This is a genomic window from Streptomyces sp. rh34 (assembly GCF_002551245.1).
GTDB lineage: Bacteria > Actinomycetota > Actinomycetes > Streptomycetales > Streptomycetaceae > Streptomyces.
In genome coordinates this window covers 1-12,166 of the sequence record NZ_NTGZ01000222.1, presented here as the reverse complement: position 1 = coordinate 12,166, position 12,166 = coordinate 1, and the positions used below count along the sequence as shown (strand labels likewise).

The 12,166-nt window shown below is 74.8% G+C and carries 10 protein-coding genes; 3 read left to right on the top strand and 7 right to left on the bottom strand.

Annotated elements, in window-relative coordinates:
• Positions 1-86 precede the first annotated feature (86 nt).
• Together dapC and fdxA are read right to left on the bottom strand one after the other, a co-directional pair.
• Positions 87-1,181, bottom strand: a complete 1,095-nt coding sequence (gene dapC, locus CR470_RS29320; protein ID WP_097870516.1) for a succinyldiaminopimelate transaminase — start codon at positions 1,179-1,181, stop codon at positions 87-89.
• 207 nt (positions 1,182-1,388) lie between these two features.
• The gene (gene fdxA / locus CR470_RS29315) at positions 1,389-1,709 is read right to left on the bottom strand and encodes a ferredoxin (protein ID WP_007446848.1); all 321 of its coding nucleotides are present in this window, start codon (positions 1,707-1,709) and stop codon (positions 1,389-1,391) included.
• 117 nt (positions 1,710-1,826) lie between these two features.
• On the opposite strand from fdxA, the gene CR470_RS29310 reads away from it, so the two are divergent.
• From CR470_RS29310 to CR470_RS29300, 3 genes are all read left to right on the top strand, one after another.
• On the top strand, positions 1,827-2,858 hold the full coding sequence (locus CR470_RS29310) for a GNAT family N-acetyltransferase (RefSeq protein ID WP_097870515.1): 1,032 nt from the start codon (positions 1,827-1,829) through the stop codon (positions 2,856-2,858).
• 76 nt (positions 2,859-2,934) lie between these two features.
• Positions 2,935-3,816, top strand: a complete 882-nt coding sequence (locus CR470_RS29305) for a transglutaminase-like domain-containing protein (RefSeq protein WP_097870514.1) — start codon at positions 2,935-2,937, stop codon at positions 3,814-3,816.
• Positions 3,817-4,085: 269 nt separating this feature from the next.
• Positions 4,086-4,691 carry a response regulator transcription factor gene (locus CR470_RS29300; protein WP_097870517.1) on the top strand — a complete coding sequence of 202 codons (606 nt, stop codon included), beginning with the start codon at positions 4,086-4,088 and terminating at the stop codon, positions 4,689-4,691.
• Here the strand turns inward: CR470_RS29300 and CR470_RS29295 are convergent.
• The 5 genes from CR470_RS29295 to CR470_RS29275 all read right to left on the bottom strand — a co-directional run.
• A complete protein-coding gene (locus CR470_RS29295) occupies positions 4,660-6,618 on the bottom strand; it encodes an ATP-binding cassette domain-containing protein (protein WP_097870513.1) in 1,959 nt (652 codons plus the stop codon). The genes CR470_RS29300 and CR470_RS29295 overlap by 32 nt on opposite strands.
• A complete protein-coding gene (locus CR470_RS29290; RefSeq protein WP_097870518.1) occupies positions 6,615-8,384 on the bottom strand; it encodes an ABC transporter ATP-binding protein in 1,770 nt (589 codons plus the stop codon). Before CR470_RS29290 ends, CR470_RS29295 begins: the two co-directional genes overlap by 4 nt.
• A 73-nt stretch (positions 8,385-8,457) precedes the next feature.
• The gene (locus tag CR470_RS29285) at positions 8,458-8,589 is read right to left on the bottom strand and encodes a SapB/AmfS family lanthipeptide (protein WP_018956281.1); all 132 of its coding nucleotides are present in this window, start codon (positions 8,587-8,589) and stop codon (positions 8,458-8,460) included.
• A gap of 44 nt (positions 8,590-8,633) precedes the next feature.
• Positions 8,634-11,258 (bottom strand): class III lanthionine synthetase LanKC, encoded by a 2,625-nt coding sequence (lanKC, locus tag CR470_RS29280; RefSeq protein ID WP_097870512.1) that lies wholly within the window; start codon positions 11,256-11,258, stop codon positions 8,634-8,636.
• 245 nt (positions 11,259-11,503) lie between these two features.
• On the bottom strand, positions 11,504-12,166 hold a 663-nt coding region (locus CR470_RS29275; RefSeq protein ID WP_097870511.1), incomplete at its 5' end, for a winged helix-turn-helix domain-containing protein.

Here is a 12,166-nt window from a genome sequence, read left to right as displayed (position 1 = left end):
CCGTCAACGCGTCGAGGGCCTCGGGAGTGCGCACTCCCGAGGCCCTCGACGCGTTGGGTCGCGTCGCCGCGCGGCGACGGTTCCGGTCAGGACAGACGCTTGACCGCCGCCGCGACCCGCTCGTCGGTCGCGGTGAACGCCACCCGGACGAAGCTCGCGCCCGCCGGGCCGTAGAAGTCGCCGGGCGCCACCAGGATGCCCAGCTCCGCGAGGTACGCCACGGTCTCCCAGCACGGCTCGTCGCGGGTCGCCCACAGGTAGAGGCTCGCCTCGCTGTGCTCGATCCGGAAGCCGTGCGACTCCAGGGCCGCGCGCAGGGCGAGGCGCCGGTCCGCGTAACGGGCGCGCTGCTCGGACACGTGCACGTCGTCGCCGAGCGCGGCGACGGCGGCGGCCTGCACGGGGGCGGGCGTCATCATCCCGCCGTGCTTGCGGAGGAGCAGCAGCTCGCCCAGGACGGCCGCGTCGCCCGCGATGAACGCCGCCCGGTATCCGGCCAGGTTGGAACGCTTGGAGAGCGAGTGGACGGCGACGATGCCGTCGTAGTGGCCGCCGCAGACGTCCGGGTGGAGCACCGATACCGGCTCGGCGTCCCAGCCCAGCTCCAGGTAGCACTCGTCGCTGAAGACCAGCACGCCGTGCTCACGCGCCCAGGCGACGATCCGGGTCAGCTCGTCCTTGGGCAGGACCTTCCCGGTCGGGTTGGAGGGCGAGTTGAGCCAGAGCAGCTTCAGCCCCGCCGGGTCCAGCTCGGTCGGGTCGTCGTAGACGACGGGCTCCGCGCCGCAGAGCCGGGCGCCGACCTCGTACGTCGGGTAGGCGAGCCGGGGGTAGGCCACCCTGTCGCCCGCGCCGAGCCCGAGCTGCGTCGGCAGCCAGGCCACCAGCTCCTTGGAACCGACGACCGGCAGCACGTTGGCATGGGTCACGCCGACCGCGCCGAGCCGCCGCTCCACCCAGCCGGTGAGCGCGTCCCGCAAGGCCTCGGTCCCCCACACCGTCGGATAGCCGGGGCTGTCCGCGGCGGCGACCAGCGCTCGCCGGATCAGCTCGGGGACCGGGTCGACCGGGGTGCCGACGGACAGGTCCACGATGCCGTCCGGGTGGGCCTGGGCCGTCGACTTGTAGGGCGCGAGCCTGTCCCAGGGGAAGACCGGGAGGCGGGAGGAGACTGCGGACACGGGGCTCTGCTTTCTCGGGTGTTCTCGTACGGGCGGCGGAACGGGCGGCGGAACAGACGCGCGGTGACGGCTCCGGAACTGCCGGAACCCGGTCACGGCCCCCGCGCCACCGGGGCCCGGTGGCGGCCCCGGCGGCATGGGGAAACGCCTCGGCCCCGCACGGTGACAAGCCGTACGGGACCGGGGCCGCGCGCGTGGTGCCGCCGCTTACTGGTTCTGCGGCGGCAGTCCGGCGATGAACGCGTGGTCGCGCTCGATGAGACCGAGCTTCGAAGCACCGCCCGGCGAGCCGAGGTCGTCGAAGAACTCGACGTTCGCCTTGTAGTAGTCCTTCCACTCCTCGGGAGTGTCGTCCTCGTAGAAGATCGCCTCGACCGGGCAGACCGGCTCACAGGCTCCGCAGTCGACGCATTCGTCCGGGTGGATGTACAAGGACCGCTGGCCCTCGTAGATACAGTCGACGGGGCACTCTTCGATGCAGGCCTTGTCCTTCACGTCGACACAAGGCTGCGCGATGACGTAGGTCACGCTGTCGTTCCTCCTCGGTAGGGCGTTGGCTCTCGCGCGGGAGCGCGGCGTCGTCGATGCCCGCCTCTAGTATCTCCGTTCTCGGGCACGATCCGAACAGGAGGGGCGGACAGAGCTGTGGAATTCACCATCGGCGGACGGCTGGAAGTCCGCATCACACCCGCTGACGTGGGCAAACGCGTGTCCGTCCGACGTCGGACGGACGGCGGGGGCGCGGGCGCGGAGTTCACCGACGTGGTCGGAGTGCTCACATCATGGGACAACGGTGTGCTCTCCATCACACGGAAGAGCGCGGAATCCGTCCACATCATGGAATCCTCCGTGGTGGCGGGCAAGGTCGTTCCCGCCGCCCCGGCCCGCCGTCGCGGACCCGCCGCCTCCTTCGTCGAACTGGCCTCCGTCACCGCGCGCGCCTGGCAGCCCGTGGAGAGCGAAGCGCTGGGCGACTGGCGGCTGCGCGCCGCCGGGGGCTTCACCCGGCGCGCCAACTCCGCGCTGCCGCTCGGCGATCCGGGTTTGCCGCTCGGTGAGGCGCTCGGACGGGTGCGGGACTGGTACGAGGAGCGGGGCCTGCCCGCGTACGTCCAGACGGCGACCGGGGCCGAGGGCGCGCAGGAGCTGCTGTGCGCGGAGCTGGAGCGGCGCGGCTGGCGGCGCGAGGTCTCGGCGGAGGTGCGGATCGCGGCGCTGGCGCCGGTCGGTGACCTGGAGGCGGATGTGCGGGCGGTCCGCCTGACCCGCGAACCGGACGCGGCCTGGCTCGCCCGCTACCAGCGCTTCTCCACCCCCGGCCCCCATGTGCTGCGGGTACTGGGCAGCGGCCCTTCGGTCTGGTTCGCCACGGTGCCGGGGGACACGAGAGCCCCGCACGTGGATCCGGACGTGGATCCGGCCGCCGCGCCGGCCGCGATCGGGCGGTGTGTCGTGGACGGGCGGTGGGCGGGGTTCATGGCCGTCGAGGTCGATCCGGAGCAGCGGCGGCGCGGTCTCGCCACCACCGTGATGGCCGCGCTGGCGCGCCGGGCGCTGGACGAGGGCGCTTCGGCCGCCTGGCTCCAGGTCGAGGAGGACAATGAGGGGGCGCGGGCGCTGTACGACGGCATGGGCTTCACGGCCCACCACCGCTACCACCACTACCGCTCGGCATGACGGGCCCCGGTGGCCCCCGCGCCGGGCCCTCCGGCGGATCGACGCACAGGAGCGGGGACAGGGACATGGGTCGCATATGAGCGCGCTGGATGCCGGAACGGCCGAACGGCGGCGGCGGTTCGCCGAGGAGGCCCGGTCCGAGCGGCCGGACCTCGCCCTCCTGTGCCTGCTGCTGGGCGCGGAGGCCGGACCGGTGGGCCCGGCCGAAGTCCGTCCGGTGACTCCGGGGGAGGCCGTCCCCGACCCGTACGGCATCGACGCCGCGCAGATCGAGCTGGACCGGCTGGCGGGCCTGCTGCCGTACGGCTCCCGCTCCCCCGCCGCCTGGGCGACGGCGCTGGCCGAACTGCTGGGCGAACGCTGTGGGTTCGGCGGCTCCTCCGTCGACTACCAGCGGCTGGACTCCTCGCTCCTCCAGCAGGTGCTGCGCCGCCGCCGGGGTCTGCCGATCCTGTTGTCGGTCGTCTGGATCGAGGTCGCCAGGAGGGCGGGCGCACCGGTGTACGGGGTGGCGCTGCCCGGCCACTTCGTGGTCGGTTTCGGCGATCGGGACCACCTGGTGCTGGCCGATCCCTTCGCCGGGGGCGCGCCGTTGACCGGCCAGGACGCGGAGCTTCTGGTCTCGGGGGTCACCGGGGCGGCGCTTGAGCCGTCGATGATGACGCCCGCGCGGCCGCTGGAGATCGTCCTGCGGGTCCTGAACAACGTCCGGGCGTGGGCGGCGGCCCGGCCCGAGCGCACGGACGTGGCCCTGTGGGCGGTGGAGCTGTCGCTGCTCCTGCCCTCGCATCCGGCCAGGCTCCGCTTCGAGCGCGCCCAGCTCCTGGTCCAGCGCGGTGAGTTCCTGCGCGGGGCGGAGGAGATGGAGGAGTATGCGGGGATCCTGGAGGGAATCGAGCCGACGACGGCCGAGAACATCCGGCGCAAGGCCCACGCCGCGCGCGCCCTGCTGAACTGAACCGGCCGTACGGCGGGGAATGCGCGGAGCCCTCCCTGCCACCGGCCCACCGGTCGCCCCGCGGTGGCGAGACGGATGGGTCCGTGGGCGATGTGCGCTCCCGCTTTACATCCGAACGCCCCCTTCCGCGCCCAACGGGCGCGGTATTCAGCCCGTTTGTCAGCGTACGCGAATGCCCATGCGCTCAACTGGACACCCGTCACCGGATGCGTACAGCCCGTCGCACTCCGCGTCGGGCGGGCCGGAAGAGAAAAGCTGAGGGCAGAATGATGACAACCGTGCTGCTGGTCCACACCGTGCCGTTGTGGCGCGCGTCGTTGGCCTCGCTCCTCGGCACGGGGCGGGGGATAGCCGTCCGCACCGCCGAGGGCGGGGCGATACGCGCCGCACTGGACGGGCCGTGTCCGGACGTGCTCCTCACCGACCTCGACTGTCCGGGCGCGCTGGACGTCCTCGACGAGGTGAGGACGATGACCGCACCGCACGGCGAGCAGGTTCCGCTCGCCGTGCTCACCTGCAGCGACCGGCCGCGCGGTCTGCGACGGGCGTACGAGGCGGGAGCGCTCGGCTACATCGACAAGTACCGCCCGGTGGACGACCTGTCCGAGGTGATGCACAAACTGGCGGACGGCGGACGGCATATCGACGAGTCGCTGGCCTTCAGCCTCCTCCAGGTGGCCGATATGCCGCTGTCGCCGAGGGAATTGAGTGTGCTCTCGATGGCCGAAGGGGGTGACACCGTGGCCGGGATAGCCGCCCGACTTCACCTGACGCCGGGGACGGTGCGCAATTACCTGGCCGCCGCCATACGGAAATCCGGGGCGCGCAATCGGCTGGACGCGATCAGGCGGGCGAAGGAGGCGGGATGGATCTGATGCCGCGCTCCTCTTCCCGCCGCCCGCAACCGACGCCCCCTCCCGACTCACCCCGCTCACCCCGCTCACCCGCCTCCCCCGGTTCCTCCGGTTCCTCCGGTTCCTCCGGTTGCTCCGGTTCCTCCGGCTCCCAGAGACCGGCCAGGTCCCGGTAGAGGGCGCAGGAGCGCAGGAGTTCACCGTGGGTGCCGCACTGGGTGCGCGGGCCGTCCATCACCAGGGTCCGCCCGGCGCGGCGGGCCGAGCTGAGCCGGTGGGCGACGACGACGAGCGCGCCCGGCAGGGCCCCGAACGCCAGTTCGGCGCGGGTCTCGGCGGCCGGGTCGAGCCGGCTGGTGGCCTCGTCGAGGATCAGCAGCGGCGGGGCGGCGAGGTAGGCCCGGCCCAGGGCGATCAGCTGCCGTTCGCCCTGGGAGAGCCGGTCCGGTTCGACGGCCGCGTCGAGGGAGCCGAGCCGGGAGAGCAGCGCGTCCAGGCCGAGCGCGTCCGCCATGGCCACGATCTCGCGGTCGCGGGCGTCGGGGCGGAGGTAGCGGAGGTTGTCCCGCAGCGAGCCGCTGAACACGTAGGCGTGCTGGGGCAGCAGGACGCGTACGGAGGGGGCGTCGGCCGGGCGTACCGGGCGCCCCCGCCACCGCACCGCTCCCCCGGTGGGCGGCTCGGTCCCGGCGAGGACGGCGGCCAGGGTCGACTTGCCGCTGCCGCTCGGGCCGACGACCGCGAGGTGCTCCCCCGCCCCGATCGTCAGGGAGAGCCGGTCCAGGACGGGCCGGGCGCCGGGCCCGTACGCGAAGCTGACCTCGTGGAGTTCGGCGACCGGGGTTCCGCGCGGCGGCGGCACGGCGTTCCGGGCGGGCGGGGGCGGGTCCTCGGCGGGCGGGGGCGGCGCGTCCGTGAACCGGTCCAGGACCACGACGAGCCGGCCCCCGACGGTGCCCAGCATGGTCATCAGCGCCTGGACGGCGGGGGCGAGCGCCTGGGTGAGGTAGGTCAGAGCGCCGACCAGTGCGCCCGGCGTCAGCCCGTTCCGCAGCAGCCAGGGCGCCCCCAGGAGCAGCAGGAGCGGCGGGAACCGGCCGCAGAGCGCGAGTGCCAGCACGCGTACGCCCGACCAGCGGGCCAGTGAACGGGAGGCGGCGAGCTGCGCCTCGGCGAGGGCCCGGGACTCGGCCACCGTCCGCTCGGCGGCCCCGGCGGCGGCGATGTCGCGTACGGAGGCGGCGAGCAGGCCCGCGTGGGCGGCGTACGCCTCGTCGGCGGCGAGGTAGTCGCGCTGGCGGGCGGCCATGGGCGGCAGGGTGCCGAGGAACAGGGCTGCTCCCACGAGCAGCGGGGGCAGCACGATCAGGAGGAGGGCGGGCGAGAGGGCCAACAGGCCGGTGACGGCCCCGGCCGCCGTGAACACGAACGAGCGCAGCGTCAGGACGAGTCCGGCCCAGCCGTCCCGGGCGATCTCACTCTGATGGGTGACCTGTGACAGGGACCGGGTGCTGACATCGCCGGAGCGGTCGAGCGCGCCGGACAGCGCCCGGGACACGGCGCGCCGGACCAGTCCGTCGCGCAGCGGCTCCACCAGGTCCGCGAGCCGGCCGAACACCCCGCGGGCGGCGGGCACGGAGGGCAGTACGGCGACCGCGGCGACGGCCAGCCAGAGGAGGCCGGTCGGGGGGTGTCCGGCGAGGAAGCCGTCGTCGAGCGCGCGGGCGACCCCGAATCCGCCGAGGAAGGTCTGGGCGAACTCCAGCAGGGACCAGCCGGCCAGCCGCAGGACCGCACCGGTCCGCGCCCGCAGGAAGGGCCGGGCCTCACGGCCGACCCGACGCAGCGACGTGTCGCGCCGGGGATGCGCCCCGTGCTGCCGCTCGTCGCGCTGGGGGTGTGCGCCGTCCTGTGCGTCGCGCCGGGGGTGTGTGCCGTCGGCCTTCACCGGGTCTCCGGTCCGGCGGCCGGCGTCACGGGCGTACGGCTCGCGGGCACGGAGCCCTCGGCGGGTGTGTCCGTGCGGAAGACCGCCCGGTAGTCCGGGTCCGCCCAGAGTTCGTGGTGGCGGCCCGTCGCGCGGATCCGGCCGTCCTCCAGCCAGGCGACCCGGTCCGCCCGCGCGGCCGAGGACAGCCGGTGGGCGACGATGACCCGGGTGCAGTGCCCGGCCCGCGCGTCGAGCGCGCGGCGGACGTGGTGCTCGGTCACGGTGTCGAGGCTGGACAGCGCGTCGTCGAGGATCATCAGGCGGCCGGGGTGGGCGAACGCGCGGGCCAGGCCGAGGCGTTGGCGCTCGCCGCCGGAGAGCGGCGCGTCGGCGACCGGGGTCGCGTAGCCGTACGGGAGCAGCGCGAGGAACCCGTCGGCGCGGGCCGCGCGGGCGGCGTCGCGTACGGCGTCGGGCGACGCGGTCCAGGGCCCGTAGGCGATCGTGTCCTCGACGGTGACGCCGGGGAGGGCCGGGCGGGCGAAGGCGTACGCCACCTCGCGGCGCAGCCGGGCCGGTTCCATGCCGTCCATCGGGACGCCGTCCAGCAGCACGCTGCCCGTGTCCGGGTCGAGCAGCCGCCCGGCGACCGCGGCGAGCACCGACTTGCCGGAGCCGGAGCGGCCGACGACCGCCAGGGAGGTGCCGCCGGGGACGGTCAGGTGGACGCCGGTCAGCAGCGGGCCGCCGTCCTGTTCGACGCCGACGTCCCGGAGTTCGAGGTGTCCGGGGGCGTCGGGCGCCGGGCCCAGGCCGCGGTGCGGCAGCGGTGCGAGGGTGAGGAGCGGCTCCAGGCTCCGCGCTGCCGCGCGGCTGCGGGCGAGGGAGCCCAGGGCGCCGGTCAGGGCACCGATGCCGACGGCGAGACTCGCGTAGCGGGAGGCGGCGACCAGGTCGCCGACGCCGATCGCGCCCGCGTGGAGCCGTAGTCCGGCGACCGCGAGGACCAGCAGCATGAGCAGGGGCAGCAGGAGTCCGCTGCGGCCGACGGCCCGCCCGTACACGGCCCAGGTGCGCCTGCCGTGTTCGGCGAGGGCGGTCAGGGGTTCCAGGACGCGGCGGTGCTCGCGTGCGCCGGTGCGGGCGGCGCGGATGGTGTCGGCGCCGTCGAGGGCCTCGGTGAGCCGGTGGGCGATGAGCGACTGGGCGCGCTGGTAGTCGGCCCCGGCGTCGGCGGTCCGGCGGGTGAAGGCGCGCAGCAGTGCGACGAGGAGGGGTGCGCCGAGCAGGAGGGCGGTGGCCGTCCAGATGTCGATGAGGAGGAGTCCGACGAGCGCGCCGAGCGGGAGCAGGACGCCCGCGACGGCTCCGGCGGCGGTGACGGGTGCGGACGCGGCGTCGGCGGTGCGGGCCGTGAGCCGGGCGGTGAGGTCGCCGGTGGGCAGGGCGAGGGCGCGGCGGGGTTCGGCGGCCAGGACCCGGGCGGCGGTGCGGGTGCGCAGGGAGGCGGTGAGCCGGGCGGTGGTGCTCGTGCCGCTCACGGCGGCCGCCGCGTCGAACCCGGTCTCGGCGAGGGTCAGGGCGGCGCAGAGCAGCAGCCCGGACCAGGGCACGGGGCCGCCGGCGACGAGCCGGTCGACGGTGTGGCCGAGGGCTGCGGGCAGGGCGAGGGCGGCGAGCGCCCCGCCGGTGGAGCAGAGGAGGAGCCCGAGAAGGGCCGCCGGGCGCTGCCGGGCGAGCCGCCGGGTGCCGGACTCCGTGCCCGGGCGTGGGTGCAGCCGCACGGGGTGGCCTTTCTGGGGGAACGTGGCCGGCCGGCCCACCGGTGAGGTTCACCGGTGGGCCGGCCGGTGCGGGTCACGGGGTGCAGAGGACCACGCTGAGGGAGCTGTACTCACAGACCAGCAGCGAGACCTGGCTGCCCGTGGCGAGCTCGCCGAAGGAGTCCTCGGCCGGGGTCTCCATCGCCTGAAGGTCGAGAAGCGCCATGATGTGTCCTTTCGGGGACGTTGGTGGTGCTGAACGGTGTGTTGCTACGACCCCTGGTGGGGCCGGTCCATGGGGCCGCTCGCGCGGCCGGGGTGCGCCGCCGGGGCGGCGGGCAGGAAGGGAAGTCCGGTGGAGCCGCCGAGCGCGGCGCCCAGGGCGAGGAGGACGCCGGCGGTCCCGGTGGCCAGGTCCATCGACAGGCGCATCAACTGCTCGCCGGGGAAGGCGATTCCGTCTCCGAACGCCAGGGCGTGGCTGCCCAGCAGCTCGGTGTGGCGGGCGATGGCGCGCTGCCGGTCGGCCTCGTCGCACAGGGGGGTGGCCGCGAGGTGCATCAGGAGTCCGGCGGAGCCCCGGAGCAGTCCGGGCTGGACGTAGAAGGCGGAGAGCGCGGCCGGCAGGAGGGCGCGGCCCGCCGCTTCGAGCGCGGGGTCGGGGCGGTGGGCCAGGTAGGCGTCGATGACGGCCGCGATGCCGGCGCTGCCCGAACCGAGGTACGGCATGAGCCGCTTGCCCTCGACGACGAGGAGTTCGCCGTCGTCGCCGGTCCGGCAGCGTTCCAGGTCGCGGCGCAGGGCGGTGGCCGCCAGGTCGAGCAGGGCGGCGTCCCCGGTGGTCGCGTACCGGCGCACCAGCAGCAGGGCGATGCCGCTCGCGCCGTGCAGGAGTCCGGTGCGGGGCGACGGCGGACCGTCGACGAGCGCGCGGACGGCGAGGGCGGTGCAGCGGGCGGCCGCGGCGGACAGCGCCGGGGCGTCGGTGGCGGAGGCGGTGCGGGCCAGGTCGTCGAGGGCGAGGCCGATGCCCGCGTACCCGTGGTGGAGGCCGGGCGCGAGGCCCTCCAGGGGCTGGTCGAGGATGATCCGGAGGAGGTCGGCGGCCTCGGCGGTGCGGCCGATCCGGTGCAGGGTCCAGGCGATGCCGGTGAGCCCGTCGTAGAAGCCGAGCGGGCTGCCGGACGCCGGGTCCTTGGCGTGCCGCAGGAGCCGGTCCTCGGCCTCCTCGCACGGCGGGGCGCCCGTCTCGTGGAGGGCGTAGAGCACTCCGGCCGTCCCGTACGCGAAGGACTGGCCGCCGGTGGCGGTGGCGAACTGGGCGATGTCCCCGGGGAAGCAGCGGTCCTCGCGCTCCGGTGTGCGGGAGGCGGTGATGGCCCGGGCCATCGCGTCACGGCTGCGCGGCCAGTCGCCGGGGTCGGGGTCGGCGACGGGAGCGGGCCGGGAAGCGGGCTCCCCCGTAGGGCGCAGGATCTCCGCGACCGCGGGCCGCAGCGTCTCCTCGGTGACCGGGAAGACGCGGGCGATGTCCCGGGCGAGGCCGGCGGCCTTGGTGCGGTCGATGCCGAACAGGGTGGTGAGCGGCAGGTACAGGGCGAGCCGCAGACAGGCGAGCGCGTAGCGGTCGATGTCGGTGCCGCGCCGGTCGGGCGGGGCGACGAAGGCCGGGTTGGCGACGATCTGGCGGCGGCGTTCGGCGGCCGGGGAGGCCGCCTCGAAGTCGAGGAGGACGATGCGCGAGGTCTCCTCGTCGACCATCACATTGCTCATGTGCAGGTCGCTGATGACGATGCCCCGGTCGTGCACCGCCTCGACGGCGCGCTCGACCTGTTCGTACAACTCCGTCGCCCAGGCCGCGTGTTCGGCGAGCAGTTCGGGTGACGGGTGTTGCCGGGCGAGCGGGAAGCGGCGGGCGAAGACGGTGTTCAGGGTGGTGCCGGGGATGTACTGGAGGACCAGGAAGTGGTGGTCGCCGACCTCGAACACGTCCCGGACGGCCGGTACGCAGTCCAGCCCGGCCAGTTGCTCCAGGGCGGTCCGTTCGCGCTCCAGCCGGGCCACGGCGTCCGCCCCGTCGGCGGCCAGACCGGCGTACGGCCGTGCCTCCTTGAGGACGACCTGCTCGCCGGTGCGGGTGTCGCGGCCGAGGTAGACCCCGCCGCCGTTGGAGAAGTGCAGCGCCTTCTCCACGGTGTACGGGAGGTCGGCGAGGCCCACGGCGGCGCGGGCTTCGAGGTACGGCGTCAGGAAGCCGGGCGGGGTCACCCAGGAGGGGACGCGGAAGGACGGGCCCCGGTCGTCCGGGACGAGCCGGCCCCGCGGATCGGCGACGGCGGGCACGGGCCGCCCGTCCGGGCCGGAGCAGAAGCGGGCGGCGAACGCCCCGTACCGGGTGTGCACGGGCCCGTTCCCGCACCGCAGGTCGCTCAGGATGTACGGGCCGTGCTCGCCCTCCAACAGCCGCATGAGGGCGGTGCACACCTCGGGGAACGCCATGTCGGACGGCGGGTAGACGGTGATGAACTTCCCGCTGCCCGCCCGGTCCGCGTACTTGGCGTTCCGCAGGGCCAACAGCCCGGCGTTGGGTACGCACTTGAAGGCCAGCCGGTGTTCCAGGCAGTGGGCGGCGACCCGCTCCAGCACGGAGGCGGCGTTGTCGAGGGCGGCCGAGACATGGATCTTCCAGCCCTGGGGCGGCAGCCGCAGCCCGTCGGGGCTGTACGCGAGCCAGTCGCCGCGCCGGGAGCGTGTCCACCCGTCGGGTACCGCGCCACGGAGCGGCGCGTAGAACGAACGCTCCTCGTCGGCGGCTCCGCCCGGTCCGGGGGAACGATGGGGCGCGTCGTAGAAGCGGCGGTCCGCCTGGCAGTACGCGGCGTACTCCGGATTCACGCACGGTCCCCTCGCTCGGCTCTTTCGTGGCGAGAGAGAAATTGCCATAACGACGCGCGGTGCCCATAGTCACTGATGTCACGACTCGCACATGCGCGCCAACCATGCGAAGCACACCGTGTACCGATGGGTATCCGCTTGCCGCCCAGCCCTGTGCGGGTGCGATCCGGGGGCGTGCGGGGGCGTGCGCGGGGCGCTCTCACCGCCGCCTCGGCCCGCGCCGCGCACCAGGACGTCGTCCCGCCTCAGCCCGCGCCCCGCACCAGGACGTCCCCCGCCTCCGTACGGAAATAGAGCACGGAGCGGCCCGCGCGGCGACGGCGGACCAGTCCGGCGTCCAGCAGGATCCGCAGATGGCGGCCGACCGAGCCCAGCCCCTGGCCGGTCAGCGCGACGAGCTGCGTCGTGCTGAGCGGGGAGGCCAGCAGCAGCAGGACGGCCGCCCGCGCCGGGCCGATCAGCGCGCCCAGGGCGGCGGGCACGGGAACGCTCCCGGCCTCGGCGAGCGCGCCGGAACACGGGTACACCAGCCCGTACCGGCGTGGAATGTCCCAGCAGACCCAGGACTGGTACGGGGTCACGGGGACGAACAGCAGGTGGGCGCCGCCCAGTTCGCGGGGCGGGTTGTCGTGGGTGTTGATCTGGAGCCGGCTTCCGCCCAGCCAACGGATGCCGGGGCGCATGCCGTTCAGCGCGTCGGCCCAGCCACCGCGCCCCAACTGGGCGGAACGGGCCACCACATCGGCCTCCAGGATCCGCCGCCGCCTCGGCCAGTCGGGCAGCACGGTGTGCGTCCAGACCCACTCCACCGCGTCGGCGGCGCGCTCGGCCAGGTCGTCCCGGTCCAGCGCCGCGGGCAACGGCCCGCGCACCGCCTCGGCCAGGTCGGCGCGGGCCCGGCCCGGCGG

Bases quoted from the DNA above. Each gene is read 5' to 3' on its own strand.
- CR470_RS29305 (WP_097870514.1), top strand. From the start codon at position 2,935: ATGAGCGCGCTGGATGCCGGAACGGCCGAACGGCGGCGGCGGTTCGCC.
- CR470_RS29300 (WP_097870517.1), top strand. From the start codon at position 4,086: ATGACAACCGTGCTGCTGGTCCACACCGTGCCGTTGTGGCGCGCGTCG.
- CR470_RS29285 (WP_018956281.1), bottom strand. From the start codon at position 8,589: ATGGCGCTTCTCGACCTTCAGGCGATGGAGACCCCGGCCGAGGACTCC.